General features: G+C 39.4%; 28 protein-coding genes, 23 tRNA genes and 1 rRNA gene. 3 read left to right on the forward strand and 49 right to left on the reverse strand.

Annotation, left to right across the window (positions count from 1 at the left end):
* Positions 1-26: 26 nt before the first annotated feature.
* The 5 genes from EIH20_RS06340 to EIH20_RS06360 all read right to left on the reverse strand — a co-directional run bounded on the left by EIH20_RS06340 (position 27) and on the right by EIH20_RS06360 (position 3163).
* Complete coding sequence (locus EIH20_RS06340; RefSeq protein ID WP_124058902.1) at positions 27-329, reverse strand: DUF5960 family protein; 303 nt, start codon at positions 327-329, stop codon at positions 27-29.
* On the reverse strand, positions 304-690 hold the full coding sequence (locus EIH20_RS06345; RefSeq protein ID WP_124058904.1) for a hypothetical protein: 387 nt from the start codon (positions 688-690) through the stop codon (positions 304-306). Before EIH20_RS06345 ends, EIH20_RS06340 begins: the two co-directional genes overlap by 26 nt.
* Positions 690-2105, reverse strand: a complete 1416-nt coding sequence (locus EIH20_RS06350) for a Y-family DNA polymerase (protein WP_124058906.1) — start codon at positions 2103-2105, stop codon at positions 690-692. Before EIH20_RS06350 ends, EIH20_RS06345 begins: the two co-directional genes overlap by 1 nt.
* A 208-nt stretch (positions 2106-2313) precedes the next feature.
* Positions 2314-2736, reverse strand: coding sequence for an arsenate reductase (thioredoxin) (gene arsC, locus EIH20_RS06355; RefSeq protein WP_124058909.1), 423 nt, complete (start codon positions 2734-2736; stop codon positions 2314-2316).
* Positions 2737-2749: 13 nt separating this feature from the next.
* Positions 2750-3163 carry a VOC family protein gene (locus EIH20_RS06360; RefSeq protein WP_124058911.1) on the reverse strand — a complete coding sequence of 138 codons (414 nt, stop codon included), beginning with the start codon at positions 3161-3163 and terminating at the stop codon, positions 2750-2752.
* A 216-nt stretch (positions 3164-3379) separates the two neighbouring features.
* Here EIH20_RS06360 and EIH20_RS06365 point away from each other — a divergent pair, with 216 nt between their 5' ends.
* On the forward strand, positions 3380-3649 hold the full coding sequence (locus EIH20_RS06365; protein ID WP_124058913.1) for a zinc ribbon domain-containing protein: 270 nt from the start codon (positions 3380-3382) through the stop codon (positions 3647-3649).
* 88 nt (positions 3650-3737) lie between these two features.
* Here the strand turns inward: EIH20_RS06365 and EIH20_RS06370 are convergent, their stop codons facing one another.
* The 13 genes from EIH20_RS06370 to EIH20_RS06430 all read right to left on the reverse strand — a co-directional run bounded on the left by EIH20_RS06370 (position 3738) and on the right by EIH20_RS06430 (position 15103).
* Positions 3738-4346: an ECF transporter S component gene (locus EIH20_RS06370; RefSeq protein WP_164470891.1), complete on the reverse strand. Its 609-nt coding sequence runs from the start codon at positions 4344-4346 to the stop codon at positions 3738-3740.
* A 24-nt stretch (positions 4347-4370) separates the two neighbouring features.
* Entirely contained in the window at positions 4371-4691 is a 321-nt protein-coding gene (locus tag EIH20_RS06375) for a HesB/YadR/YfhF family protein (protein ID WP_124058917.1), read from the reverse strand.
* A 76-nt stretch (positions 4692-4767) separates the two neighbouring features.
* Positions 4768-5409, reverse strand: a complete 642-nt coding sequence (locus tag EIH20_RS06380; RefSeq protein WP_124058919.1) for a response regulator — start codon at positions 5407-5409, stop codon at positions 4768-4770.
* Positions 5409-6515, reverse strand: coding sequence for a sensor histidine kinase (locus tag EIH20_RS06385; protein ID WP_124058921.1), 1107 nt, complete (start codon positions 6513-6515; stop codon positions 5409-5411). The genes EIH20_RS06380 and EIH20_RS06385 overlap by 1 nt, the downstream gene beginning before the upstream one ends.
* Positions 6512-7255 carry a cell wall-active antibiotics response protein LiaF gene (liaF, locus tag EIH20_RS06390; protein ID WP_124058923.1) on the reverse strand — a complete coding sequence of 248 codons (744 nt, stop codon included), beginning with the start codon at positions 7253-7255 and terminating at the stop codon, positions 6512-6514. Before liaF ends, EIH20_RS06385 begins: the two co-directional genes overlap by 4 nt.
* 192 nt (positions 7256-7447) lie before the next feature.
* Entirely contained in the window at positions 7448-7930 is a 483-nt protein-coding gene (gene greA, locus EIH20_RS06395) for a transcription elongation factor GreA (protein ID WP_124058925.1), read from the reverse strand.
* 120 nt (positions 7931-8050) lie between these two features.
* A complete protein-coding gene (gene udk, locus EIH20_RS06400) occupies positions 8051-8686 on the reverse strand; it encodes a uridine kinase (protein ID WP_124058927.1) in 636 nt (211 codons plus the stop codon).
* Positions 8687-8787: 101 nt separating this feature from the next.
* Entirely contained in the window at positions 8788-9990 is a 1203-nt protein-coding gene (mltG, locus tag EIH20_RS06405; protein ID WP_124058929.1) for an endolytic transglycosylase MltG, read from the reverse strand.
* A 184-nt stretch (positions 9991-10174) separates the two neighbouring features.
* The gene (locus EIH20_RS06410; protein ID WP_124058931.1) at positions 10175-10510 is read right to left on the reverse strand and encodes a DUF1292 domain-containing protein; all 336 of its coding nucleotides are present in this window, start codon (positions 10508-10510) and stop codon (positions 10175-10177) included.
* 50 nt (positions 10511-10560) lie between these two features.
* A complete protein-coding gene (gene ruvX, locus EIH20_RS06415) occupies positions 10561-11001 on the reverse strand; it encodes a Holliday junction resolvase RuvX (RefSeq protein ID WP_124058933.1) in 441 nt (146 codons plus the stop codon).
* 1 nt (position 11002) lies between these two features.
* Entirely contained in the window at positions 11003-11260 is a 258-nt protein-coding gene (locus EIH20_RS06420; RefSeq protein ID WP_124058961.1) for an IreB family regulatory phosphoprotein, read from the reverse strand.
* A 98-nt stretch (positions 11261-11358) separates the two neighbouring features.
* Entirely contained in the window at positions 11359-14013 is a 2655-nt protein-coding gene (alaS, locus tag EIH20_RS06425; RefSeq protein WP_124058935.1) for an alanine--tRNA ligase, read from the reverse strand.
* A 280-nt stretch (positions 14014-14293) separates the two neighbouring features.
* Positions 14294-15103, reverse strand: coding sequence for a Cof-type HAD-IIB family hydrolase (locus EIH20_RS06430; protein WP_124058937.1), 810 nt, complete (start codon positions 15101-15103; stop codon positions 14294-14296).
* Between the two features lie 173 nt (positions 15104-15276).
* Between EIH20_RS06430 and EIH20_RS06435 the strand changes: the two genes are divergently transcribed.
* A complete protein-coding gene (locus tag EIH20_RS06435; protein WP_124058939.1) occupies positions 15277-16215 on the forward strand; it encodes a diacylglycerol/lipid kinase family protein in 939 nt (312 codons plus the stop codon).
* Positions 16216-16269: 54 nt separating this feature from the next.
* On the opposite strand, the gene EIH20_RS06440 is transcribed toward EIH20_RS06435, so the two are convergent.
* Positions 16270-16890 carry a CadD family cadmium resistance transporter gene (locus tag EIH20_RS06440; RefSeq protein WP_124058941.1) on the reverse strand — a complete coding sequence of 207 codons (621 nt, stop codon included), beginning with the start codon at positions 16888-16890 and terminating at the stop codon, positions 16270-16272.
* A gap of 16 nt (positions 16891-16906) precedes the next feature.
* Positions 16907-17461 (reverse strand): LOG family protein, encoded by a 555-nt coding sequence (locus EIH20_RS06445; protein ID WP_124058944.1) that lies wholly within the window; start codon positions 17459-17461, stop codon positions 16907-16909.
* An 82-nt stretch (positions 17462-17543) separates the two neighbouring features.
* On the opposite strand from EIH20_RS06445, the gene EIH20_RS06450 reads away from it, so the two are divergent.
* Positions 17544-17861, forward strand: a complete 318-nt coding sequence (locus tag EIH20_RS06450) for a MazG nucleotide pyrophosphohydrolase domain-containing protein (protein ID WP_124058963.1) — start codon at positions 17544-17546, stop codon at positions 17859-17861.
* A 40-nt stretch (positions 17862-17901) separates the two neighbouring features.
* Here EIH20_RS06450 and EIH20_RS06455 read toward each other — a convergent pair whose 3' ends face one another.
* The 29 genes from EIH20_RS06455 to rrf all read right to left on the reverse strand — a co-directional run.
* A complete protein-coding gene (locus EIH20_RS06455) occupies positions 17902-19401 on the reverse strand; it encodes a C69 family dipeptidase (protein WP_124058946.1) in 1500 nt (499 codons plus the stop codon).
* Positions 19402-19504: 103 nt separating this feature from the next.
* Entirely contained in the window at positions 19505-20737 is a 1233-nt protein-coding gene (locus EIH20_RS06460; RefSeq protein ID WP_124058948.1) for an MFS transporter, read from the reverse strand.
* A gap of 15 nt (positions 20738-20752) precedes the next feature.
* A complete protein-coding gene (locus tag EIH20_RS06465) occupies positions 20753-21463 on the reverse strand; it encodes an ABC transporter ATP-binding protein (RefSeq protein ID WP_124058950.1) in 711 nt (236 codons plus the stop codon).
* 18 nt (positions 21464-21481) lie between these two features.
* Positions 21482-22204 (reverse strand): ABC transporter permease, encoded by a 723-nt coding sequence (locus tag EIH20_RS06470; RefSeq protein WP_124058951.1) that lies wholly within the window; start codon positions 22202-22204, stop codon positions 21482-21484.
* Positions 22205-22326: 122 nt separating this feature from the next.
* Positions 22327-22956, reverse strand: a complete 630-nt coding sequence (locus EIH20_RS06475; protein ID WP_124058952.1) for a TetR/AcrR family transcriptional regulator — start codon at positions 22954-22956, stop codon at positions 22327-22329.
* Positions 22957-23101: 145 nt separating this feature from the next.
* Positions 23102-23172: transfer RNA gene (locus EIH20_RS06480), tRNA-Gly, on the reverse strand.
* A 13-nt stretch (positions 23173-23185) separates the two neighbouring features.
* A tRNA-Asp gene (locus EIH20_RS06485) sits at positions 23186-23258 on the reverse strand.
* A 2-nt stretch (positions 23259-23260) separates the two neighbouring features.
* Positions 23261-23333: transfer RNA gene (locus tag EIH20_RS06490), tRNA-Met, on the reverse strand.
* Positions 23334-23343: 10 nt separating this feature from the next.
* A tRNA-Ser gene (locus EIH20_RS06495) sits at positions 23344-23433 on the reverse strand.
* 13 nt (positions 23434-23446) lie between these two features.
* A tRNA-Glu gene (locus EIH20_RS06500) sits at positions 23447-23518 on the reverse strand.
* A 20-nt stretch (positions 23519-23538) separates the two neighbouring features.
* Positions 23539-23626, reverse strand: a tRNA-Ser gene (locus EIH20_RS06505).
* A 24-nt stretch (positions 23627-23650) separates the two neighbouring features.
* Positions 23651-23724: transfer RNA gene (locus EIH20_RS06510), tRNA-Ile, on the reverse strand.
* A gap of 11 nt (positions 23725-23735) precedes the next feature.
* Positions 23736-23806: transfer RNA gene (locus tag EIH20_RS06515), tRNA-Gly, on the reverse strand.
* A 14-nt stretch (positions 23807-23820) separates the two neighbouring features.
* A tRNA-Met gene (locus tag EIH20_RS06520) sits at positions 23821-23893 on the reverse strand.
* Positions 23894-23903: 10 nt separating this feature from the next.
* Positions 23904-23993, reverse strand: a tRNA-Ser gene (locus tag EIH20_RS06525).
* Positions 23994-24023: 30 nt separating this feature from the next.
* Positions 24024-24095 (reverse strand) — tRNA-Ile (locus tag EIH20_RS06530).
* Between the two features lie 36 nt (positions 24096-24131).
* Positions 24132-24221, reverse strand: a tRNA-Ser gene (locus EIH20_RS06535).
* A gap of 30 nt (positions 24222-24251) precedes the next feature.
* Positions 24252-24325, reverse strand: a tRNA-Ile gene (locus tag EIH20_RS06540).
* 15 nt (positions 24326-24340) lie between these two features.
* Positions 24341-24414, reverse strand: a tRNA-Met gene (locus tag EIH20_RS06545).
* Positions 24415-24429: 15 nt separating this feature from the next.
* A tRNA-Ala gene (locus tag EIH20_RS06550) sits at positions 24430-24502 on the reverse strand.
* A gap of 13 nt (positions 24503-24515) precedes the next feature.
* A tRNA-Pro gene (locus EIH20_RS06555) sits at positions 24516-24589 on the reverse strand.
* Positions 24590-24598: 9 nt separating this feature from the next.
* Positions 24599-24672 (reverse strand) — tRNA-Arg (locus EIH20_RS06560).
* 28 nt (positions 24673-24700) lie between these two features.
* Positions 24701-24786 (reverse strand) — tRNA-Leu (locus EIH20_RS06565).
* Between the two features lie 21 nt (positions 24787-24807).
* Positions 24808-24879, reverse strand: a tRNA-Gly gene (locus tag EIH20_RS06570).
* A gap of 6 nt (positions 24880-24885) precedes the next feature.
* Positions 24886-24958: transfer RNA gene (locus tag EIH20_RS06575), tRNA-Thr, on the reverse strand.
* Positions 24959-24976: 18 nt separating this feature from the next.
* Positions 24977-25058 (reverse strand) — tRNA-Leu (locus tag EIH20_RS06580).
* 18 nt (positions 25059-25076) lie between these two features.
* Positions 25077-25149 (reverse strand) — tRNA-Lys (locus EIH20_RS06585).
* Position 25150: 1 nt separating this feature from the next.
* A tRNA-Val gene (locus tag EIH20_RS06590) sits at positions 25151-25226 on the reverse strand.
* 20 nt (positions 25227-25246) lie between these two features.
* Positions 25247-25357, reverse strand: a 5S ribosomal RNA gene (gene rrf / locus EIH20_RS06595); the annotation flags it as partial.

Here is a 25357-nt window from a genome sequence, read left to right on the forward strand (position 1 = left end):
CTAGCTACGACTAGGGGCTTTTTAATTTACTTAGACGATAACAATCCATGTTCACAGCGCTCGTAACGGTAAGTGCGAACTAACTTATTGGCCTGACTGCCACAGACTTTAAAGTAAAAATAGTGGTCACGATTATCACATGCTTGAAAAGCCGGTAATTTAAAGTAATTCTTTTGTCCCTTTACCATGGTTGCTAGAATATCATCTGTCAAGAAAGTTAACGGCGTCAGCATCTTGGAGTAGCGATAAAAATCCTCTTCAAACCGCAAATAATTTTCCGAAAAATAATCAAATTGAACTTGATTATTCTGGTAGGATCGATTCTCCATTCTCTCTCTCCTCTGCTAAAAATACAGCCCGGATAGACTGTAAATATATCCTTTGATGAATTTGATTAGCTGATTGAAAATAAAGTTGATCAGCCTGAATCTGCTTTATCTGACCCCACAAACAGGTTACTTTACCTGCTTGCTTATAATACAGCTGAACTTCAAGTCCCTGTTGATAAGCTTGGTTAATTGCACTTACTATGTGATGAAAGGCCATCGATTGAATGGAGTCATTATCCTCTGTCATCAGCTGAGACAGACTGGCTGTGTGTTCAGAAATAAAAAAGCCTAACCATTTTGCCATTCCTCGATCCTGATATTCACGGGCAGCTTTATAGGGTAAATATGACCGATCTACCATTAGTTTAATCCTTCCAATCCGCCAGCAGAGTGTCCACCAATCAATTTGCTTCGTTCCCTTACCCGCGAACCTTCTTGAAGAGCGTTTGCTTTCAAAACAGCCACATGACCAAATCGCTGACGAATTTGATCCACTGCGTGATCTAATTGAGTTTCCTTATCCATCAAGTCAGAATCTTCAAATAAAGAATATATATGATAGCGTTCGTTGATTAATCCGCCATAGCGAATTCCAATTTGACGAACCGGCCCTCCCAGGTAGTTTTGCCGAAACAAGGATAAGACACATCGAATCAAAGGCCGATTGGCTTGAGTCGGCGTAATCCGACACTGAACCTGAATAGACTTATGTGAGGCCGTCTTTGAAAAGCCAACATATAGGCTGACACTTGTCGCTTTTAACTGAGCACGCCTCAAGCGAATAGCTACTTGCTCTGCCATCTCAGCAAGAACTATTTCAATCTCATGGAGATGATGGTAATCCCGAGGCAAAATCTGAGAATTACCTATGGCTTTAGACTTAGGTCGATAGGGACGCCCAAGTTGACTCTCATCGACTCCATTCGCATGAAAATACAACTGAACCCCGATTATTCCAAGTTCACGCTTTAACTCGTCAGGATTGGCATGAGCTAAATCGTAAATCGTTTGAATACCCATTTTGTTCAGGCGTCGTGCCATCCGGGAACCAATTCCCCAGAAATCGGTCAAATCATTTATAGCCCAAACTTTCATCGGTACATCTTCATAAGACCAATTAGCCCGTAAAAGTGGGCTCTTCTTTGCTTCATTATCTAAGGCCAACTTAGCCAATAAAGGATTAGCATTTGACATACCTATAGCGGCGAATAAACCTGTTTCGCGCCAAATCTGCTGTTGAATTCGATTAGCAACTAAAGCTAATTTATGGCGGCGTGATAGTTGCTGAGACGCTACAAAATAATTCAATGATTTCGTTAAATCAATAAAACCCTCATCAATAGAATAAGGATATATATCCTGACCAGGTGCAAAATTTTGCAATAAACGTTGGATTTTGAGATTTCGGTCAATATATAGAGCCATTCTTGGCGGAACGAACAAGGTCCGTTTGGCCCAAGACTCAATCTCTCTAATTTGACTTGGCGATAAATAAATCCCTTTTTGTTGAGCACGCTGATACTGATAGCGTCTTGTTTGAACATCGAACGGCAAGTCATAAACCCGACCAACATTGTCCTTACCAAAAACACGTTTAAAGGTCGGTGACGAAGCCAGGATGAGTCCCTTAGAGTTGGCAGCTGAACTCATAACGCATAAAGAAGTAGTCAGAGGGTTTAACCCCCGCTCCACACATTCAACACTGGCATAGAAAGATTTAATATCAAAAAAAGCAATATCAGAATGCGGTTCACGGGTATAATCTATTAAGCTCATCTTACACCTCCTCACGACTCCTTCATCTTAATACGAACAAATGTTCGTGTCAAGACTCAAATACATAAAAAAAACGCCCTTAACAGGCGATTCTTCTTTACTCGTCATATAGTCAACTATTTAAAATAATTCTTAGCTACAGTGCCTACAATCAGCTACTATTGAAATAAAACTCGTTGCCTAGTTACCTAAATAGAAGTTCACATTATCATCTAATCACAAGAACATTTTGAGGATCAAGCTGACTAAAGGTCTGAATCTTAGCTTCAATCTGATTACGCACTTCTTGAAAGACAGACCAGTCTTGCCCAGCTGGATCAATAAAACCCCAATGTTGTTTTTGAACACCGGGTGGTGTAATTGGGCATACATCCTTGGCATGATTGCATAAAGTAACGACTAAATCAGCTTGACTCAACAAGTCAATTTGAATGACATCAGAGGTTTGCTGACTGATGTCGATCCCCACTTCAGCCATCGCTTGAACGGCTTGTGGATTGACTCCATGAGCTTCAATACCAGCCGAATAGACCTCCCATTGTGTTAAATAACGACGTCCAAAGCCTTCTGCCATCTGACTTCGACAAGAATTTCCCGTGCATAAAAAATAAATAATCGGTTTCTTTGTCATGAATCTTCCCTTCCTATCGAGCATTGACCATCCAACTAATTCCAAATGGATCTGTAAACATACCGTATAAAGGTGACCACGGTGTTGCACCTAAAGGAACCAAAATTTGACTATCTGACTGAATAGCACGTTCATAAAAAGCTTGCGCTTGAACCATAGCCTCTTGGTCTTTGCCATCAAAATTAAAGGCCACATATACACCTTCATTATTGACTGGAGTTTTATCAGGAGTGGTCGAAAGCATAAATCGTTGACCCAAGAGTTCGAATTCTGCATTCATGATTACATCTTCATCCGCATCTGCTTGCCCAAACAATGGATCATTAGCCATAAATTTGCTTGTCACTTTAGCTCCTAACGTTTCTTCATAATAAGTAAGAGCCTCTAAGGCATTCGGAAAATTAAAATAAGGGATCACCGTAAACATGAGCAAAACTCTCCTTTATTGGTTTATTTTCTTCATTATACGCTATATTTTACTTCAATCTTATCTTTTTAATAAAAATAGAAGCTTTTTATTCAAAACTATGTTTTAATATAAACACGTTGATTATATACCTCTTCTACACCATGCTAACCATTTTAGCAGTCAACTAATTATCTAAAAAGAACGACATTACGATATAAAGGAGTTACAATTATCATGAAACCTATGTGTCAATCCTGCGGCATGCCGCTTCAATTGCATGACGAAGACGTTCGCGGTAGTCAAGCAGATGGACAAGTATCCAACGATTATTGCCGTTACTGCTATCAAAACGGTCACTTTACCGAACCTGATATTACTTTTGAGCAAATGCTTTCTAAGGGTAAAACGGCTATTAGCCAAGGCCAAGGGAATCCACTAGTCAAGAGCTTAATGAAAGCCACTTATCCATTTATGCTAAAAAAATGCCGTCGTTGGCAAAAATAAGCCCATATCTTATCAATAAAAAGCCCGAAACTTCCGCTGACCCTTTTGCAAAAGAGAAGATCAGCCAAGCTTCGGGCTTATTTTATATTTAATAAGATTGTTTTTGACGATTAAACTTTGTACGCAAAGCTAACAATAAGATAGGAGTAACCAAACCCGCCACAATCATCTCTGGAATTCCGTTGGCAACCACAATGCCTCCTAATAATTTCCATAAGGCAGCTGTATCTGTCACACCTTTCATTTGCATAAAAGCACTTTGTTTAAAAAGCGCCATTGCTCCCAATACAAAAACCGTATTCAGCAACGACCCTAACATGCCACAAACCAAGCCTTCCGCTTTGTGCAAATTGGGTTTACGATGAAAGGCCATCGCCACACCCCCCACTACTAAAGGCATCAAAACTCGAGGCAAAACACTTACCAAAGGTGATGAGAAGATAAGTAAGTGTAAGGGAGACACAGGCATAATAAGGGAACGTGCCAAAGAATTAAGCCCCCAAACCAAACCGATAATCATTCCTTCTTTTGTTCCCAACCATAGGGTGGTGACAATCACGGTCACATGAATGAAGGTAATGGAAAAAGGAGGAATGTTAATGTTACCTAAAAAAGGCACCCACGTTTGCAGAATAATAATAGCAATTAATACACTCAAGGTTACCAAACGTTGAGTATCAAAACGACGTTGACTCATGGTCATACTCCTTAACGATAGATTTTAATCTTGGCTGGCCAAAAGCTGACCATTCTTACAATATTCATAGCGGGGTTCCGCTAATTGCTCATCATAGACTACATTCAAATCATAACCATCAAAAAACCACAGATCACTTTCCTCAATATAATAGTAAATCCCTTCTTGATCGCGGAAATCGGCAGCAGGTTGCTTAGGGTAATTCGTTTCCATGGCTAACGAAAAACCACTATTTATTGGACTGCATCCATATACTTTTGCTAAAAAACGTATGCCAGCACCTTGAGAAAGACCCACTTCTTCTTTAAACCAAGCAGCCGCTTGTGGTTCAACCGTTAATTTCATCTTTATTCGTTCCTTTCTCAAAATCAATCAATAAGACGATTATACTAATAATCGTCAACCTGTCAACTTGAGTGGACTAGGCTTTCTTTTCAACTAATTTATGTTGGAAGGCATAAATGGCCGCTTGAGTGCGATCAGCCACCTCTAACTTAGAAAGCACATTTGATACATGCGTTTTCACTGTCTTTAGAGTAATAAATAACTCATCGGCAATTTCTTGGTTCGAATAGCCTTGCGCAATTAATTGGAGAACTTCGGCTTCTCTTGTGGTTAAATCATCATGCAACTGAGGCTGACTCTTTTGATAATTATGTTCCAAAATTTTTGTCGTCACTTCTGGCTCTAAAATCTTTTGACCAGCAAAGGTTGCCCGAATAGCCTGAGCTATTTCTTCAGCAGAAGAAGTCTTTAATAAATACGAAGATGCACCAGCCTCAATAGCTGGATAGACTTTCTCATCATCAAGAAAAGAAGTAACAATAATAATCTTAGCTTGGGGCCAGTCTGCCATAATTTTTTGCGTCGACTCAATCCCATCCATCACATCCATCACCAAATCCATTAAAATAACATCTGGTCGTAAAGCCAACGCCTTTTGATAACCTACAAGGCCATTTTCTGCTTCACCAACAACTTCAATATCATCTTGAATTGAAAGATAAGACGAAACCCCTAGGCGCACCATCTCATGATCGTCGATCAATAATACTTTAATCACTACATTTCCTCCTCATCTTCATGTTTTGCCGGTATATTTTCATCTTCAAAAATAGGTTTTAACGGTACCATAATATCCACTACGGTTCCTTGACCTATGATAGACATAATCTTACAGGTGCCACCAAGACTGGTCACTCGCTCTTTGATATTGCGCAAACCATAGGATCCTAACTTTTCCGGTTGACTCGTATCAAAGCCTACTCCATTATCAACAATTTTTAGTTGAATGGTAGCATTGGCTTCGCGAAGATAGACCTCTAATTGACTGGCCTTTGAGTGACGCAAAGTATTGGATAAGACTTCCTGAACAATGCGAAAAAGATGGTCTTCAATACCTGACTCGAATTTAGTCTCATCTAACTGCCATATCATATCCATATCCACTTTGGTCTTTAGCTCCATAAGCAACTGAGTAATTCCTTGCTTAAGAGATCGACCTTCTAAACCTATTGGCCGTAGATGAAGCAATAAGGCCCGCATTTCTGTCTGGGCATTGGAAATAATCTCTTCAACCTTAGCCAATTGCTGCTTCAACTTAGGACTTGAATCCTTTTGCGCTAATTGATTAGCCGCTGACATTAACATCATCGCTGCAAATAATTGCTGACTGACCGAATCATGTAATTCGCGAGCAATTCGATGACGCTCTTCTTCAATAATTTCTTCTTTGGTCTCTTCGCCAACAAAAGTCGGGCTGGCCGAAAAGGCTTGCAAGTCCGTTGATAGTTGAACTAATTTATCACGCAAACGAGTCACATCGCTCAACAAAATCGTGTCGGAATCATACCAAGATTTCAAATAAACCTTATTAGCAAAAATCGGATGTTTATACTTGCCTAACAGGAGCCAATTGATCCGCGCTCGCACCTGCTCATAAGGTGCAGTCAAAGCATGAGATAGATAGCCAGCATATACAGCCGCTAAAGCTACACTAAAGGCCATTAGAAGCAAATAAAACGGAGTTTTAAAATAATGAAGCTCGACCAGTGACTGCCAAGTCAGATCATCAAAGGCATAGACGAAGGTTCCCACTAAAATGAGAATAATCAAAGTAATGAGAGCAAATTGATGCAAGAACAGACGTAACCACAGGCGTAGATTCATACAAAAATCACCTCAACATCTCCCCAAACAACCGAAACCATCAAACGCATACTCCGATTAGCTTCTTGATAATCCGGACTTTGCCAACGAAAATTTTCACCACTTAAACTATAATCTTGGTTTTCGAATTTTACCTGTCCAGCCATCACTGAGATATTTAATTTCAGGCCCACTTCTTTAGGAATGATTAAACGCGTCCGTCCAAATACTTTGCGCACCATGATTAAACTCTCGCCATTAGGTAATATCGTATTACCCAAATCAATGATGGAATCCCCACCAAAATAAACCAAATTAATATCATCCCAAGGATATGCTTGCGTATTCGTCTCTTCTTCAAACAAAGATTGTTTCTTTAATAATGTTTTTTGTCCAACCTGAGGTTCAATCAACTGGATTCCATGGTAGGCTTGCTTAGCAAAGGGATGTAAGAGGCTTTCACCCGTAAAGAAAAATTCATTTCCGTCCGGCGCATCAAAAATCGAATAAATTAAGATAAAGCAAATCACAACCATCCAGATGGAATCAGTCATCAATAACGACAAAATAATCATAAACAAACCGACTAACTTCAAAAAACGGCCTGGTTTTGATTCGTTATTTACCAAACCGCCCATTAGCATAGCCACTCCCAAAGCAAAAAAGATTAATATTCCCCACGAAGACACGACTTCTAACACTGTAACCAATATACATACCAATAATATCAAAAAAATATTTCGCTTCAGATAGGCTTTCATAGACAACCCTCACCTTCACAGTCTCTTAGTTCTATTCTGCCAAATAATAGTTCCTACCGCATCCGCCCCTAGTCGGAAATCTATTCCCATTATACACGATTTCATATTTTGTTTCTAAATTTGCCATTAAAAAAAGGAGGCCACATGGCCTCCTTTTTCGAGTGCTATTCTAAGCAAGATTCACTCAATAACTTAATTAGCTTTCTCAATATTGATGATTTTAACATCAAACGCGCCACCTGGCGTTTGAATGGATACTACATCATTCAATTTACGGTTGATGATAGCTTTAGCAATCGGTGAATCGTTTGAAATTTTAGCTTCTAATGGATTCGCTTCAGCTGAGCCGACAATGGTGTAGGTTTCTTCATCCCCATCAGGCAACTCAACAAACGTCACTTTACGACCTAGAGTAACCACATCATCGGCTACATTTTTATCGTCAATAATTTCGGCAAAGCGAATCATTTTTTCAATTGTTGAAATCCGACCTTCGACAAAGGCTTGTTCATCTTTAGCCGCTTCATATTCTGAATTTTCTGATAAATCGCCGAAACTCCGCGCAATCTTAATTCGTTCGATAATTTCTTGACGTTTATTTACTTTTAATTCTTCTAATTCAGCTTCTAATTTTGCTTTACCTTCTAAAGTCATTGGATAAACTTTCTCTTCCATACTTCTCCTCCTAACTCCCTACGGTAAAATAACACGATTAAGATACCACTTACCGCAAGAAATAGCAATCATTTTTTATGATAACGCTTTATTTTTTTATATTTGGCTCCATTAGGCTCTTTATTCTACTTCGTGAGCTAAAATTGCTTTAATCTTAGTCGCTAATAAATCAATTGCTACATCATTGTAGCCTCCCTCAGGAACAATCAGATCCGCATATCGCTTGGTCGGCTCGGTAAATTGATGATGCATTGGCTTTACAACTTGGGTATACTGCTCAATCACTGAGTCAACTGACCGCCCCCGTTCGTTAATGTCACGCAAAATCCGTCGTGCTAAGCGAATGTCATCATCTGTATCAACGTAGACCTTAATATCCATCAAGTCACGAACACGTGGATCTTCTAGAATAAGGATTCCTTCAACAATAATAACTTCTTTCGATTCTTGATGAATTACTTCTTTTGAACGGGTATGTTGGGCAAAATCATATACTGGTTTGTCTATGGCTTGTCCATTTAAGAGACAAGTCAAATGTTCAATAAATAAATCATTATCAAAAGCGAAGGGGTGATCATAATTCGTCAAAACCCGTTCTTCAAATGATAAATGGGATTGATCTTTATAGTAAGAATCTTGTTGAAGTAGCATGACTGACAGACCCTTAAAAATCTGTAATATTTTCTTTGATACGCTAGATTTCCCTGATCCTGAACCGCCGGTTACACCAATCACAATGGGTTTTCTTTTTGCCATTTCTTTCCTCCTGATCATCATATTACATAGGAAAATGAGGTCCACAACCTGGTGAGTTCACCAAGGCTATGCACCTCATCCATTAGTTCCCTTCGTTTTATCTATTCAGCTGATTGACTTTCGCTGCTAGCTGATTGATCGCTGACCGTCGTTGAATCAGATTGATTCTCTTGATTGACATATTTAGCCACCAAGGCTTCATGTTCTTCTTGTGTTGCTGAGAAATAGACTTTTTGCGTTTTCAAGTCAGCTACAAAATAATAATAGTTAGAAGGTGTTGGATGAATGACTGCATTAATTGATTCTACACTAGGACTATTAAAAGGTCCAGGCGCTAGACCTGAATTTTTATATAAATTATAAGGAGAATCAATTTCAAGATCTTTATAAGTAACCATTTCCTTATGCTTACCCAAGGCATAGAGCACAGTAATATCACTTTGTAAAGGCATGCCTGCATTCAAGCGATTCAAGAAAACACCCGCAATTAAGCCTCGATCTTCAGGGGTAATGCCTTCTTTTTCAACAATGGATGCCAAAGTTAACAACTGATGATAAGAATAACCGGTAGCTGGAATATCAGCTTCCAATTTCTGGTATTCAATATTGGCTTTAGAGACCATCTCCGTAATTAATTCCGGTCCAGTGTTTCCTTCCATATAATCATAAGTCGCCGGCGCCAGATAACCTTCAAGTTTATATTTTAAACCTTGAGCTTGGCTCACTCCAGCCAATAAATCTGGATACTTACTTTGTAAGGTTGCGATAAATTTGTCGTCGTTGACTAATTTAAGAAATTCCTTAGCGGAGATATCCGTCTTCGCTTCAACCTCTTTGGCAATATCTTCAACTTGCATGCCTTCTTTAACGACAATTTTATTATCCGATTCTGCTGAGATGGGGATGCCCCCTTTTTGTAGTTGGGCAATCACTTGGTCAACATTCATGCTTTGTTTGAGTTGATAATGTCCCGCTTTGAGATTACCGATACTCTTAGATTTAAGATACACGATAAAAACATCAGCATTGCGGATGAGGCCGTGCTTTTCTAACACTTTAGCGATTCCTTTATTACTACTATTGATAGGAACCGTCACTTGAATCTCTTTTTGATTATGGGAATCGACCGGCCCTAAAGCATATTTAAAATAAGCTAATCCACTGATAATCCCCAAGACTCCCAGGGTCACGATTGTAAGAATAATCGTCTTAACAATTCGGTTAGTCCAGGCTCTTTCTTTTATTTTATAGTTTTGCTGACTATTGCTATTTGCCCGTTCAGTTTTGATGTGTTCTTTATTCATATTACTCTCCTTATGAAGGATACTTTTATTGCTAGCATTATAACAAAGATTTTTTCCGATGGCTATTTTTCGACCAATTAGACTTAATTTTTTCTTAAATGCACCTTTATTTTGACAAAAAATTCATAGACCGATCAAACAAAATAAAAAGCCCCGTCCAAATTGGACGGAGCAAGTTAGCTAATTAAGCTTGGGTGTCTTCTTCATCTTCTTCGTCAAGGAAAGTGTTCAATACTTCTTCTACCATTTCCCATTCTTCTTCGGTCTCGATAGGTTGTAATTCGCCTGACTGACCATCTTCTAATTCAACGAATGAATAAGCTTGCAATTCGACATCATCATCATCTAAAGTTCCCGCAGGATATACTAAGACATATGATTTACCAAAATCATCCGATTCAAAGGTGAAGAGAATCTCGTAAAGGGATTCATTTCCGTCCTCGTCCACAATCGTAATATGCTCGTGATCATGTTCTTCCAAATGATCGTGCTCTTCTAAGTGGTCGTGTTCATGTGTCATGCAAAAAACTCCTTCTATAATATATTTTGCTTTAGAGTCTTCACTCTAATCTAAAGCCGCGTTTGTTGGTCAAGATAATTCTGCAGGATGATTACCGCTGCTAATTTATCAATGACTTGTTTTCGTTTCTTTCGCGAAACATTTGCTTCGGAAATGAGCATTCTTTCCGCTTGAGAAGTGGTTAAGCGCTCATCAATATAAACAATGTTTAGATCTTCGCGCCGACTCTTTAACTGATCTCCATATGCCATCGCTGCTTCAGCTCGCGGGCCAACGGAATTATTCATGTTTTTAGGAAAGCCAATAACCACTGTGGAAACATCATATTCTTCAATTAATTGAAAAATCCGGTCAATTCCAAAATCACCTTCATCTTCATTAATTCGTACTGTTTCTAAACCTTGAGCCGTCCATCCCATCAGGTCACTAACCGCTACACCAACGGTACGTGACCCTACGTCTAACCCCATTGAACGTTGATATTTACTCATCTTATTCTTGATTAGTTAAGTAAAACTCAACTAATTTCTCCACAATTTCATCTCGTTCATGACGGCGAATCAAGTTACGTGCATCCATATGACGAGGGATGTAGGCTGGATCACCTGACATAAGATAACCTACAATTTGATTAATTGGATCATAGCCCTTTTCTTCTAAAGCTTGATAAACAATCGATAAAGTGTCCCGAACAGAACGTTTATGTAGATCATCCATATTAAATAAAATAGTTTCATCTAATGATTGCATCGCTATCACCAGTCCTTTCTCATACTTACATTCTACATGACTTAAGCCATAAAGGAAATGATAAACTATTTTATCACTCAAAAACTTGGTGAAGTTGTTTATTTCACTTCTTGTTCAGTAATCACTTGCGGAATCGCTGCGATTAAATCTGAAACACCAGCTGGGTTCTTACCGCCTGCTTGGGCCATTTGTGGTTTACCCCCACCACCGCCGCCAACTAATTTAGCCAATGGTTTAATCATATTGCCTGCTTTATAACCGCGAGCAACCGCTTGGTCACTAACAAACACCATCACATTCACTTTTTCTTCATCCGTTGACGCGATGATGAAGATATCGGATGGATTTTGTTGGCGCCAAATATCACCTAAATTACGCATAGCGTCCATAGATTGGTTGGCCATTTCTAAAGCGATATAAGTCGTGTCATTCACTGTTTCCACTTGACTGAATAGCTTCGCTGACTCTGCTTGCAACATTTTTGCTGTTAACGAATCTACATGAGCTTGAGCTTCTTTCAATTCTTCCTGCAATTGACTCACTTTATGCAATAATTGATCACTTTGGGCAACCTTCAATTGTTCTTGTACTTGTTGCAAGAGTTGTTCTTGTTTTTGGTAATCAGCAATCGCTGCTTGACCGGTTAATGCTTCGATACGACGAATTCCCGCACCAATACCAGATTCAGAAATTAGTTTAAATGTACCAATTTCATTGGTATTGCTGACATGGGTTCCCCCACATAGTTCAATTGATTCATTGGCAATATTTACTACGCGAACAACCTCGCCATATTTTTCACCGAATAAAGCCATAGCCCCCGTTGCTTTCGCTTCATCTAAAGACATCTCATTCACATGGACATCGGCTGCATTTTCAATCCAATAATTAACAAAAGCAGAAATTTGTTGAAGTTCTTCCGGTGTAACTTTTGCAAAATGAGAAAAGTCAAAACGCAAGCGATCAGGACCGACATAAGAACCAGCTTGATGAGCATGTTCACCTAAGATGGTGCGTAAAGCTTTATGAAGTAAATGCGTCGCCGAATGGTTTTGGTTAGTCTTAATCCGTGAAGCCCGATCAACCTCTAACGAATAGGATTGTTCCACTAATAATGGCATATCAAACGTTTTTAATAGATGCATAAATTGGCCGTTTGGTGCTTTTTTAACATCTAATACTTCCGCTAACATGGTTTCGCCGTCGAAGATACCACCTTTATCTGCCACTTGTCCCCCCATCTCTGCGTAGAAAGGACTGCGATTGAATACAACCCATCCTTGTGAATGAGGTGCTAGCTTGTCGATTTGTTGATCGTCTTGAATGATCACTTTGATTGTTCCGTTAGTTTCAAGTTGAGTGTAGCCAACGAATTCAAAATCAACATCGATTTGTTTAAAGGCTTCCGATTTAACAGAGAAGCTTTCTTCTTGGCTACGAGCAGACCGCGCACGTTGCCGTTGAGCCTCCATCTCTACTTCAAAACCAGCTTCATCTACTGTAAAGCCATTTTCATGCGCCATTTCTTGAGTTAATTCTAGCGGGAAACCAAACGTATCATATAATTGGAAGACTTGAGGTCCAGCAATTTGTGTTTGGCCAGCTTCTTTTAGATCAGCTAGAATTTGAGCTAACTGACTTTCGCCACCCTCAATAGTTTCATGGAAGCGTTCTTCTTCACTTAAAATAATTTTTTGGACAAAGGCAACATTTGCTTCCAATTCAGCGTAAAATTCACCCATTACTTTCGCAATAACGGGTACTAATTGGCTTAAGAAAGTATGGTTAATACCTAATTTACGGCCGTGCATCACTGAACGACGAATCAAACGACGAATGATATAGCCCCGGCCTTCATTGGATGGTAAAGCTCCATCACTAATCGCAAATGAAACCGCCCGGATATGGTCCGCAATAACTTTGAAGCTGACTTGTTTTGCACCGGCTTCTTCAAAGACGATTCCCTTTGTTAAGCTTTCAATGGCTTTAATAATAGGCATAAACAAATCGGTTTCATAGTTAGTTGGCGTATTTTGAATAACAGAAGATACTCGCTCTAAGCCCATACCCGTATCAACATTCTTAGCAGGTAGGGGAACATAGGTTCCATCAGGCAAATGATTAAATTCAGAGAATACAAGGTTCCAAATTTCCAACCAGCGTTCATTTTCTCCACCAGGGTAATTTTCTGGATCATCTTCAGCTAAATTACTAAAACTTGGCCCCCGGTCATAAAAGATTTCAGTGTCTGGCCCACATGGACCGGCACCAATATCCCAGAAATTATCTTCAACAGGCACCAAATGGCTCGCATCAAAATTAGCTTGTTTAGCCCAAATCTTTGGTGTCTCCTCATCTTTTGGATAATAAGTGACGAATAATTTTTCTGGTTCAAAAGCTAACCATTCAGGGCTAGTTAAAAATTCCCACGCCCAAGCAATTGCCTCTTCTTTAAAATAGTCACCAATAGACCAGTTTCCTAACATTTCAAATAAAGTATGGTGCCGAGCTGTTACCCCTACATTTTCAATGTCATTAGTCCGAATGGATTTTTGTGCATTGGTCATTCTTGGATTATTAGGAATTTCTGTTCCATCGAAATATTTCTTCAAGGGAGCCACACCTGCATTAATCCATAATAGTGTTGGATCATTTACTGGAATCAAGGATGCACTAGGAATCACCTCATGACCCTTACTGGCAAAGAAATCGAGATACATTTGACGAACTTGAGCACTAGTTAAAGTTTTCATCTTCATTCTCCTTTTATTTTTTGCTAAAAAAATAGAGTCGTTATGTACAAGGGCGACTACCGCGGTACCACCTTGCTTATAACGACTCCAGTTCATTATGTCTTTAGCATTCGTTAACGCCGAAAGGTACGCCAGTCTTTCGACCGGTTATCTTGAGGGAGCATTATTTGCCTCTCGCTTCTTTCACCAAGTAAAGCGTCTCTAGTTAAAATGACAAAAATAATATGGCCTCAATCACTGATAATTATAGGTTTAATCCCATTAAAAGTCAATTATGACTTCAATCTTTTAAGATAAATTCGTCGATAACTTTTATCAGACCATCTTGGTCATTGGATAAGGTTATATAATCACTGATTGATTTCAAATAATCACTAGCATTAGCCATGGCAACCCCCAAACCAGCTACTTGAATCATGGATGCATCATTATTACCATCACCACACGCTATCACCGCGTCAAGATTCATATTTAAGTAGTGACATAGTTTTGATATAGCCTCCCCTTTAGAGACATCTTGATGCATAAATTCTAAGAAAAATGGTTTCGATGTGGTGGCATACACTTTCTTGCCAAAATGTCCTTGTAATTCTTGGTTCCATTCAGCAACTTGACTTGGATCACCTACAGCCATAAATTTCAAACAAGGTTTATCTAATTCAGCGATAGTTTGCGGAGAATAATTTGCTTCTAGACCCGTCAGTTCTGCCTCTACATCACTGTATTGATTAGGATAGTCTAGCAGAATTTTTCCGTCGACATAGGTTGTCAAACATAGATGGCGGGACTGAATAGCTTGAATTAAGGCTTTTTGATCTTCTATTTCAAGACGCTGACTAAATAATTCTTTTTGATCGCTCATGCGGGTTACAACGGCCCCATTATAAGAAATGATATATGATTGATAGAGATCTAGTCTAAGATGGCGGGCTGTTTCAACCATCGATTCGGTTGGCCTTCCACTGGCTAACACTAAATAGACACCTGCTGCTTGTAAATCTTGCAATCTCTGATAGGTCAAGGCCGAGATCTCGTGATTAGAATTTAAAAGAGTGTCGTCAATATCAACAACAAGCATTTTATAGGTCATGAATAAACTCCTTTATGATTTGTGCACTCTTTCATTATATTAAAGCTAGTTATTTTACGCAAATGGAGGTCAATTTTCAGCAAATATTTTCCCCTTTTACATTTAATTCAGTATAATAAACCCATAGTGCCTATCATTCTACAAGGCAAGATTGAACCATTTTGGAGGTTATTATGACACAGCGGATTTCCATCATTTGCCATCGTGAAGCTGGCGGCGGCAAAGCTAGCCAAGTCCTTAAAGAAGTTGAGCGTATCCTAACTGAATATAAAGTCCACTATCTAGTGTACCCTACTGATTATATTAATCAGGCTCCTCTTTTGGCTAAGCAAATTGCTTCTAGCTATAAAGCCGACTCACAAAGAGTTGTAGTGATTGGTGGCGATGGAACTCTCCATCAGGTCGTCTCTACCTTTTATAACTTACAGATTAAGATTCCCATTTGTTACATCAAGGCGGGTACCGGAAATGATTTTAGTCGTGCTTGGCAAAAAGATATTAAAACGGTCCGCCAAGCTGTAGACCGAATACTCTTTGCTCATCAGGCCAAGGAGCTACCCATCTTTACCTACCGGGAAAGTGTCTCAGGAACGCGCGGTATTATCTTGAACAGTTTAGGAATTGGCTTTGATGCCGAGGTCAATTATGCTAGTTCTAAGCAGGCTTTCAAACCCTTTTTAACCAATCATAATCTAGGGTCCTTGTCTTATCTCTTAGCCATCTTCACTAGCTTTAAAAAGCTAAAGGATTTTCAAGTAACGGCGCAAATAGATAATCAAATCATTACGCAACCTCATTGTGTTATTGCTTGTGCACTAAATAATCCTTATTTTGGTGGCGGTATCCAACTCGATCAAGAAGTTCAAGCAGATAAAGCCGAAATTGTCTTGACCTTAATCCATCACATTAATTTTTGGGCCGTGGTCGAATTAATTTGGCGTATTCTCGTAACCAAAACACCCAACCAATCAAAACACGTGTCCAATTTTAAAGGTCAAACCCTTTCGCTCAGCGTTGATCAACCTCTACGCTCACAGACTGATGGCGAAGATCAAAGCGTCATTCAAAGTCACTATCAATTGGCTATCGATCACTACCCGTTTTACTTATAAATAAAAAGCATTGATGACCAGGTACATATTACCTTATCATCAATGCCTTTTCATTCAGTTTAAAATTAATTTCACCGTATAAGCTAGCGTCCCATTTTCGTACATAATATATATGCCCAATAAAATAAATATTAAAGGCACTAGGACCCGCTCATATCGTTCTACAGTTTCTTCTATGAAGTTAAGCCGCGCTAATTTCATACTGATATAGCATAACAACGCTATAGCCAAGAAGAAAATGAATATAACTACTAGAAATTCATATCCTGCTAAGGAGGTAAAGTAAGGGACATATATACCTACATTATCGCCTCCAGATGCAATCGTTAAAAAGGCTACTGTCCAAATCAGATTACCACCTTGAGATTCTTCCAATCGCTCTTGAATTTCTGCTTTATCAGCTTCTTCTTCTCCTTTAAAGGCCAAATGTAATCCCAAGGCAATCGGAATCAAACCTAATAAACCAATCATCCATTCGTCTGGCACATAATGAAGTAAGTAAGTTGCTACTAAACTTAGAATGACCAAGATGGCAGTTCCCAGATATTCACCGCCGAACACTTGGATCACGCCTTTTCGAGTATGGGTTTGAGTGAAAATAATCATCAATAATAATAAATAATCCATACTAGTTGAGGCAAAGACTAAGATAGCCGATAACAGTAATTGAAACATTTCTTAACTCCTAATATTAGCGATTATCAGCAGCTTGGTATTCTCTAACAAAAGACATTAGTTCATCTGGCGTGCTTGCAAAACCAATACGCTCATAATCTGTTTGACTAAGAAAGCCATGCTCAACCATTTGTAAATAAACTTGTTTTAAGCCATCATAGTAACCATCAATGTTATAGAACACACAAGGATTCGGATTTTGACCAATCCGTGTCCAAGAAATGGCTTCAACAATTTCCTCTAAGGTACCAGGGCCACCAGGCAAAGCTAAGCAGACCTGACTTTGATCTAGCATGATTTGTTTACGCTCAGCCATTGATTTTACTTCAATCAATTGATCCAGACCTTGGTGGGAAATCTCACGTGCAATTAAAAAATCTGGCATCACACCAATAACCTGCCCGCCATTGGCTAGGACTTGATCGGCTATTACACCCATAAGGCCTATTTTACCTCCACCATAGACAATGTCATGGCCATTTTCTCCTAACCATTGACCCAGTTTTGCCACTTCTTCTTGATAAATAGGTCTATTTCCGGTAGCGGCTCCACAGTACACAGCAAATTTCATTTTCTTCAACATCCTTCTAAGTTTATTTTACATCCACAATATTGTAACATGGTATCAATGTCATTTTAAAGGAGAAGATATGATGAATCTACACGACTACCAAACGTGGATTTGTGACTTTTATAAAAAAAGGGGTTGGTATGAATATAATGCCTTTATTCGTGTTAATTTTATCAGTGAAGAGGTCGGAGAAGTTGCACGAGCTGTTCGTGCCATCGAAATTGGACGAGATCGACCGGATGAAGCAAATGAAACACAAGAAACTTTATTAGCTAATTTACAAGAAGAAATTGGTGATGTGCTAGACAGTCTCTTTATCTTAGCTAATAAGTACGACCTCTCATTAGAAGAAATTATGGTTAGTCATATCCAAAAATTTCAAACACGTTACCCAGAATAAAAATAGCTCTAAGTTCTTTTACGAACTTAGAGCCTTTTTATTAGTTGTCAGAACGTGAAAAAGCATTTTTCATGCCATTTGAAGCTAAATATAAGACTTTATCCAAGACTTGATCCGTTTCTTTTTTCAACATATCGACTATATTTTGATTAGCTTTCTCACATAGAGCGAGGCTATCTTGGCTTGGATCAGCTAATAAAACTTGCTCATTCTCTTTTAGAAGTTGTACAGCTTGTTTTGCAACCGCTAGTTGATAACGCTCAATAGCTGTTTCAGTCGCATAATAATGGGCATCAGCCAAGGCACCGACAATGCGACTCGCCCAATAAATGTTATCGGTATTCACCCGAGCTCCTGTATTAGCTAGATAATCAGGAATCTTTGTCACTTGGGTGTACAATGGGATCATAGCATTAAAGACATTGGATCCAAAAGCCATCCATTGAAGCGAACGAATAGATTCAGGTAAATAAGGTCTAATTTGGGTTAAGCCCAAGAAATTGTTACGGTTTACTCCGATACTTCGGTAAATGCCTCGCAAAGAAGAATCCCCACTTTTTCCGTACGGATCATACGGCGTTCCTTGATAATGATTAGATAAAATCGTCTTAATATCCTGAATCGTAATCTTCCGTTCTGGAACAAAGGACCAAGGAATATTGTCTGAGGTTGGCGTGAAATCAGCATCCGGTCCATCCCATTTAAAGGTATTAAAGTTAAAATAGCGACCCATTACCCAAGCACGTGGCGTATTATAAACATGATCAGCATCCGAATAACTACCAAAAGCTAAGCGCGCTTGAAATTCTGACTCCAAGGATAAATCTAAGAAATTATCTTTAATAAATTCACGCATATCTTTAGAACAAAGATGATCTTTTTGTTGTCCGAAAGCATCCTCAAAATCAAATGAATCAATACCCTGTTGGTTTGGCATCACGACATAAGCCTCATCTGGTACGCGTTTAGCAATCCAATGGTGACCACCAATCGTTTCTAACCACCAAATTTCCTCAACATCTTGAAAGGCTATTCCGTTCATCTCCGACGTGCCATATTCTTCAAGAAGTTGACCTAAGCGCAAGACACCTTCCCGCGCAGAATGAATATAGGGTAAAACCAAAGAAACCATATCTTCTTCACTGATACCACCTAATTTCTCAGCTTGGTAATCGGCTTCACCAGGTTGACCTTGGGCTTCTTGATATTCAACTAACGGATCGGCTCCTAAAACACGATCATTGCTCGTAATCGTTTCAGTAGCTGACATAGCAACATTTTTTTCATTGATCCCACAGGCGCCCCAAACCCCAATTGTTGGCACGGCGTCAGGGGTTAAAGTATAAGATAAAGCTGTCTCTGGCAACTCAACTTCAAAATGCCCTAACACCGATTTGTAACGAGTAGGATGATTTTTACTAGAAACAGCTATCATCTTCTTAGGAGTATATTCTCCTGAAGGTGAATCCTCATTTCTGGCCACCAAAGTAGACCCATCATAAGAAGCCTTCTTACCGACTAAAATCGTTGTACATGCCATCGTTTTCACTCTTCCTTTAACTATTAATTTATTTGATTTCCACTCTCCTATTTTAAGACAAGAAATGCCGTAATACTAGCCAAATTCAGTAATTTATCCAAAATCAAATTCTTGCTTCTTTAATCTGTTCAAAAAGTTTATGATGGCCAATACCCAACATTAAAGTAAAGACTGCCACCAAACCAATTACCTGATACAAACTTTTAGCTGTCAAATGGTCACCAAGCCAACCATAGATATATTGACCCATGGGCATGGCTACCGTTGATAAAAAGAACACAATTGACATCACACGTCCAACCATCTCTTTAGGCGTATGCAACTGGATATAACCTAGTAAATGTAAAGAAACAATGGAAAAAATAGCTAGGCAAAAACTAATAAATCCACCTAACAGCCAGCTAGATTGACTATCCACTACCCTATAAGATAAGGTTAGCCAACTAGCAAATAAACAGAAGGAAATCAATAGAAAGAAAAACCAAATGTTAGTCCGCAATAATTTTTTTGCCCTTAAACTATATAAAAGTACACCACATAAAGGACCCAATCCCCAATTTAACTGAATCATAGAGTAGGTAAAATTATCGGCTTTTAAATGAATCCGCAAGATAAAAGGTAAGATCGTTTGAAACATAGACGCAATAGCAAAATTTAAAACAGTAGCTAGCAGACAAATTTTTAGCATCTGTTTCTGTTCTAACATAAAGTGGATGGCTTCCTTCCCATCTTCAAGATAATCGTGTAGTCGAAACTTTGCCCCATTATTATGTTGCTTCCATGCTATTGGTAAACAAGCTTCTGCCAAAATCGCGAATAGATAAAAAATTAAGCACAAAATCATCCCGAATTCCAATGGAATGGTCGCATATAAATACCCTCCTATAGCAGGTGCTACAATATTAGCAAAATAGCCAATACCACTAATCAAGCTATTGGCTTTTAAGAGGCTTACTCCTTGGCTAAATAAAGGTAAACTGGCTTGAACTAAAGGCGTTTCAACAGCTGAGACCAAGCCCATCATAAATCCTAACAACAGAATCTGATCAAAGCTATTCTGCCTAATACATACGATGGAATACAGCGTCATCATAAAATATAGTCCATCTAAACTAACCATTATTTTCTTCTTATTATAGCGATCAACTAGGATCCCACCTATGGGTAATCCCATTAATCTTCCAATTGTCATGACCGCCATAAGTGAGGCAAAATAGTTAATCGATCGCGTTTGATCCAAAACAAACAATATGAGTGAAAATTGACAGATCATGGTCCCCATAACTGAACATAACTGACTCATTACTAATAAGTGAATGGCTCTCTTGTTCAACATACGGAACTCCTTTCTCTATCTTGTAAACGAAACTTGATCTAAAAAATAGCTTTCTAAGTCAATGTGTTCTGCATTTAATTCAGCCATTTCTACCTCTTTAATTAATTGTCCTTCCTTTATAATTCCAATTTTATCAGCGACTTGGGCAATTTCACTGAGGATATGACTAGAAATTAAAATACTCACATTTTCATTTTTTGCTAAATCCTGCAAGAGTTGTCGCATTTCTCGAACTCCCTGTGGATCTAATCCATTAATAGGCTCATCTAAGATTAACAATTGAGGATTCCCTACCAAAGCCCGGCCAATTCCTAAGCGTTGTTTCATTCCAAGTGAATAAGCTTTAACCGCTTTATCTGAATTTTTTAAGCCAACTTTATCTAAGATCGTTTTTACATTTACCTGACAACCCAAGTAAGCAGCTTGTAATTCCAATACTTGTTTGGCTGTCAAATGTTCATAGAAAGCCGGTGTCTCAATTAATGACCCTACTTCTTTTAATGCTGCTTCACGTTGAATTTCTAAGTCAAATTGCCCAATCGAAACATTTCCCCGATCAGCTTCCAAAAGACTGATAATAATCTTCATTAAAGTCGTTTTTCCTGCTCCGTTGGGTCCTAATAATCCATATATCTGACCTGGTAAGATTGAAAAATTAATATCATTCAAAATCAATTGTTGACCAAATTCTTTACTAATATGAGATACTTCCAAAATTTTATTCATTGTATTTCCTCCTATATATTATAAAATATCCACTTTTTCTTGTTTGTTAATCATAATAACTAGGCCAATGAGGACTAAACAGCTAATTAAAATTAAAGGTAGGTAAACCATAAAGTTAGATTGATTAATTTGCAGCATAAAACTATTGCCAAACAATTGAGCTAAGACGAGAGAAGTGACATAAGCAATAACATTGGAATATTTAATTAAACCAGTAATAATAGGAAGTAAACCAATTAAAGTTAATAAGATAACTTGAACCAAAAGATGAACTAACATCAAAACGTTCAATTGGTAGCTCGCCCCTAAAATCAGACTGAGCAATTTAATACCCGTTAGGATAAGTAAACTTCCACCTAATTGAAATACAAAACTGATGCAAGTAATAAGAAATACTTTGGCCCACAGAATATGTGACCGTTTATAAGGCATTGAAAATAAATTGTAAATGGTTTTGTGTTTAAATTCATTAATCATAACATCCCCAATTAAATAGCCTTCAAACAATAAACCAAAAACGGTGGTAAATAAGACACCCATCGTTCCTGCTATCACAGGCCAAGCCGTTTGACTTCCAATCGGTAAATTCATAGTTTCGATAAATTGGCTAAAGCCTTGATCTTTGTTGATACCATGTAGAACAACTCCAACTAAGCTGACTATTACCACAAATAAAGTTCCCATAATCAATCCGATTTTCGCCCAATTTACTTTGCTTGCTTCCAATTTAATTAATTTCATTATTTTTCCTCCTTTTACATACCTTTGGTATGTTTTAAATAAAAAATAAAGCCTAATTCAATGAATAGTAGTAATAAAACAAAAAATAACATTGGTATGTTTTGCTAATAAAGAAATAATTCCTATTTCTTTAAATGCCTAATCAGACGATGAGCAGCCGACATAATCTCTTCATCTAGTAAGTTTAATTCCATGCTTTCAAACATATATTTAAAAAAATCTAGCTTACGTTCTGCTTCTTCTACGGAATAAGAGGGCAACTGAAGTCCTAACCATAAATTAAAAGTTAACATGATTAGCTCCGCTAATTCTAGAGGATACTCTGTTTTAATCGAGCCATCCTGAATCCCCTCATCAATCCATGTCTTGATATATGGCGCTAATTCTTCAAAAGTTACTCGATACTGTTCGCCAATCATTCTTGGTGTACTTAAAATTACTTTTCCAGAATAGCCAATCGACTGCTTATTGACATTTAACAGTTCACTTAATAACAAGGCTTTTATTTTTTCTAAGCCGTTATCAGCTTCAATCTGTACTGCCTTATGATCTTCCGAATATAACTCTAATATCTGTTCGAAAATATCTTGTTTAGATTTGAAATGGTGATAGATAACACCTTTAGTCATTCCATTAAGACCTTTAACTATATCTTGGATAGTTGTATTATCGTAGCCTTTCTCAGCAAATAACCGTGAGGCAACTTCTAGAATTTGCCGTCTCGATTCTTCCCCTGTGCCCTCTCTAGACATTTGAGAACCTCCTTTTTCTTATACATACCACCGGTATGTATAAGATACATCATATCCGAACAGGTGTCAACTATCTATCCAGAAAAAGTTTCAACAAAATCAATTTATTAAAAAACAAAAAAAGCAACCCTAAGGTTGCTTACTAAGCGGGTGACGAGAATCGAACTCGCGACAACAGCTTGGAAGGCTGTAGTTTTACCACTAAACTACACCCGCAAAATAAAAAAAACGGTCCCGACGGGATTTGAACCCGCGATCTCCTGCGTGACAGGCAGGCATGTTAACCCCTACACCACGGAACCAATTGCGGGGGTAGGACTCGAACCTACGACCTTCGGGTTATGAGCCCGACGAGATGCCAACTTCTCCACCCCGCGATAATTTTAAAGGAGGATAAGGGATTCGAACCCTTGCACGATTTTACTCGCCTGACGGTTTTCAAGACCGTTCCCTTCAGCCGGACTTGGGTAATCCTCCAAAAATAAAAAAATAGTCCGTACGGGACTCGAACCCGTGTTACCGCCGTGAAAGGGCGGTGTCTTAACCACTTGACCAACGGACCAGATTAACAATAAAACACTACGGAGAAGGAGGGATTTGAACCCTCGCGCCGCTTACGCGACCTACACCCTTAGCAGGGGCGCCTCTTCAGCCACTTGAGTACTTCCCCATCATCCAAAGGATTATTGTTAAATGGGCCTGAATGGATTCGAACCATCGACCTCACCCTTATCAGGGGTGCGCTCTAACCGACTGAGCTACAGGCCCGTACAAAACAAAGCGGGTGACGAGAATCGAACTCGCGACAACAGCTTGGAAGGCTGTAGTTTTACCACTAAACTACACCCGCATAAGTTTATACGATTGCGGGGGTAGGACTCGAACCTACGACCTTCGGGTTATGAGCCCGACGAGATGCCAACTTCTCCACCCCGCGATAATTTTAAAGGAGGATAAGGGATTCGAACCCTTGCACGATTTTACTCGCCTGACGGTTTTCAAGACCGTTCCCTTCAGCCGGACTTGGGTAATCCTCCAAAATATAATAATAAATCAACTACAAAGAATGGACCTTGTAGGACTCGAACCTACGACCCGACGGTTATGAGCCGTCTGCTCTAACCACCTGAGCTAAAGGTNGAGATGCCAACTTCTCCACCCCGCGATAATTTTAAAGGAGGATAAGGGATTCGAACCCTTGCACGATTTTACTCGCCTGACGGTTTTCAAGACCGTTCCCTTCAGCCGGACTTGGGTAATCCTCCAAAATATAATAATAAATCAACTACAAAGAATGGACCTTGTAGGACTCGAACCTACGACCCGACGGTTATGAGCCGTCTGCTCTAACCACCTGAGCTAAAGGTCCAAGGTTTCAAAAAAATAGCGGCGAAGGGGATCGAACCCATGACCTCCCGGGTATGAACCGGACGCTCTAGCCAGCTGAGCTACACCGCCATAAAAATTAAAAAATGGAGACTAGCGGGATCGAACCGCTGACCTCCTGCGTGCAAAGCAGGCGCTCTCCCAGCTGAGCTAAGCCCCCATTAGATAAAAAATCGGGAAGACAGGATTCGAACCTGCGACCCCTTGGTCCCAAACCAAGTGCTCTACCAAGCTGAGCTACTTCCCGATAATATAATACACCCAACAGGAGTCGAACCTGTAACCGCTTGATTCGTAGTCAAGTACTCTATCCAATTGAGCTATGGGTGCATGTTTGTATCAGCAACAAAGTTGCTTATGCCGAGGACCGGAATCGAACCGGTACGGTTATCACTAACCGCAGGATTTTAAGTCCTGTGCGTCTGCCAGTTCCGCCACCCCGGCAAGGATGTCTTAATCTGACAAAGCGGAAAACGGGGTTCGAACCCGCGACCCCCACCTTGGCAAGGTGATGTTCTACCGCTGAACTATTTCCGCAAAAAGTGCCGGCTAAAGGACTTGAACCCTCGACCCTCTGATTACAAATCAGATGCTCTACCAACTGAGCTAAGCCGGCGTAATAATTTAAATAAAGTGCGGGTGAAGGGACTTGAACCCCCACGCCTTGCGGCGCCAGATCCTAAGTCTGGTGCGTCTGCCAATTCCGCCACACCCGCAAATTCTCTCAAAGAGAATGACCCGTGCAGGATTCGAACCTGCGACCCACTGATTAAAAGTCAGTTGCTCTACCGACTGAGCTAACGAGTCATGGTGGAGGTTAACGGGATCGAACCGCTGACCCTCTGCTTGTAAGGCAGATGCTCTCCCAGCTGAGCTAAACCTCCATTTAACAAACAAACACCCTGCATGGCAACGTCCTACTCTCACAGGACCAAAGGTCCAACTACCATCGGCGCTAAGAAGCTTAACTGCTGTGTTCGGAATGGGAACAGGTGTGTCCTTCTTGCCATCATCA

The sequence above is a fragment of the Vaginisenegalia massiliensis genome (assembly GCF_900604935.1).
Classification (GTDB): domain Bacteria; phylum Bacillota; class Bacilli; order Lactobacillales; family Aerococcaceae; genus Vaginisenegalia; species Vaginisenegalia massiliensis.

What these genes read in the sequence shown, in the direction of transcription:
- EIH20_RS06340 (WP_124058902.1), bottom strand. Translation starts at nt 329, where the DNA reads ATGGAGAATCGATCCTACCAGAATAATCAAGTTCAATTTGATTATTTT.
- EIH20_RS06345 (WP_124058904.1), bottom strand. Translation starts at nt 690, where the DNA reads ATGGTAGATCGGTCATATTTACCCTATAAAGCTGCCCGTGAATATCAG.
- EIH20_RS06350 (WP_124058906.1), bottom strand. Translation starts at nt 2,105, where the DNA reads ATGAGCTTAATAGATTATACCCGTGAACCGCATTCTGATATTGCTTTT.
- arsC (WP_124058909.1), bottom strand. Translation starts at nt 2,736, where the DNA reads ATGACAAAGAAACCGATTATTTATTTTTTATGCACGGGAAATTCTTGT.
- EIH20_RS06360 (WP_124058911.1), bottom strand. Translation starts at nt 3,163, where the DNA reads ATGTTTACGGTGATCCCTTATTTTAATTTTCCGAATGCCTTAGAGGCT.
- EIH20_RS06365 (WP_124058913.1), top strand. Translation starts at nt 3,380, where the DNA reads ATGAAACCTATGTGTCAATCCTGCGGCATGCCGCTTCAATTGCATGAC.
- EIH20_RS06370 (WP_164470891.1), bottom strand. Translation starts at nt 4,346, where the DNA reads ATGAGTCAACGTCGTTTTGATACTCAACGTTTGGTAACCTTGAGTGTA.
- EIH20_RS06375 (WP_124058917.1), bottom strand. Translation starts at nt 4,691, where the DNA reads ATGAAATTAACGGTTGAACCACAAGCGGCTGCTTGGTTTAAAGAAGAA.
- EIH20_RS06385 (WP_124058921.1), bottom strand. Translation starts at nt 6,515, where the DNA reads ATGAATCTACGCCTGTGGTTACGTCTGTTCTTGCATCAATTTGCTCTC.
- liaF (WP_124058923.1), bottom strand. Translation starts at nt 7,255, where the DNA reads ATGAAAGCCTATCTGAAGCGAAATATTTTTTTGATATTATTGGTATGT.
- greA (WP_124058925.1), bottom strand. Translation starts at nt 7,930, where the DNA reads ATGGAAGAGAAAGTTTATCCAATGACTTTAGAAGGTAAAGCAAAATTA.
- udk (WP_124058927.1), bottom strand. Translation starts at nt 8,686, where the DNA reads ATGGCAAAAAGAAAACCCATTGTGATTGGTGTAACCGGCGGTTCAGGA.
- mltG (WP_124058929.1), bottom strand. Translation starts at nt 9,990, where the DNA reads ATGAATAAAGAACACATCAAAACTGAACGGGCAAATAGCAATAGTCAG.
- EIH20_RS06410 (WP_124058931.1), bottom strand. Translation starts at nt 10,510, where the DNA reads ATGACACATGAACACGACCACTTAGAAGAGCACGATCATTTGGAAGAA.
- ruvX (WP_124058933.1), bottom strand. Translation starts at nt 11,001, where the DNA reads ATGAGTAAATATCAACGTTCAATGGGGTTAGACGTAGGGTCACGTACC.
- EIH20_RS06420 (WP_124058961.1), bottom strand. Translation starts at nt 11,260, where the DNA reads ATGCAATCATTAGATGAAACTATTTTATTTAATATGGATGATCTACAT.
- alaS (WP_124058935.1), bottom strand. Translation starts at nt 14,013, where the DNA reads ATGAAAACTTTAACTAGTGCTCAAGTTCGTCAAATGTATCTCGATTTC.
- EIH20_RS06430 (WP_124058937.1), bottom strand. Translation starts at nt 15,103, where the DNA reads ATGACCTATAAAATGCTTGTTGTTGATATTGACGACACTCTTTTAAAT.
- EIH20_RS06435 (WP_124058939.1), top strand. Translation starts at nt 15,277, where the DNA reads ATGACACAGCGGATTTCCATCATTTGCCATCGTGAAGCTGGCGGCGGC.
- EIH20_RS06440 (WP_124058941.1), bottom strand. Translation starts at nt 16,890, where the DNA reads ATGTTTCAATTACTGTTATCGGCTATCTTAGTCTTTGCCTCAACTAGT.
- EIH20_RS06445 (WP_124058944.1), bottom strand. Translation starts at nt 17,461, where the DNA reads ATGAAATTTGCTGTGTACTGTGGAGCCGCTACCGGAAATAGACCTATT.
- EIH20_RS06450 (WP_124058963.1), top strand. Translation starts at nt 17,544, where the DNA reads ATGAATCTACACGACTACCAAACGTGGATTTGTGACTTTTATAAAAAA.
- EIH20_RS06455 (WP_124058946.1), bottom strand. Translation starts at nt 19,401, where the DNA reads ATGGCATGTACAACGATTTTAGTCGGTAAGAAGGCTTCTTATGATGGG.
- EIH20_RS06460 (WP_124058948.1), bottom strand. Translation starts at nt 20,737, where the DNA reads ATGTTGAACAAGAGAGCCATTCACTTATTAGTAATGAGTCAGTTATGT.
- EIH20_RS06465 (WP_124058950.1), bottom strand. Translation starts at nt 21,463, where the DNA reads ATGAATAAAATTTTGGAAGTATCTCATATTAGTAAAGAATTTGGTCAA.
- EIH20_RS06470 (WP_124058951.1), bottom strand. Translation starts at nt 22,204, where the DNA reads ATGAAATTAATTAAATTGGAAGCAAGCAAAGTAAATTGGGCGAAAATC.
- EIH20_RS06475 (WP_124058952.1), bottom strand. Translation starts at nt 22,956, where the DNA reads ATGTCTAGAGAGGGCACAGGGGAAGAATCGAGACGGCAAATTCTAGAA.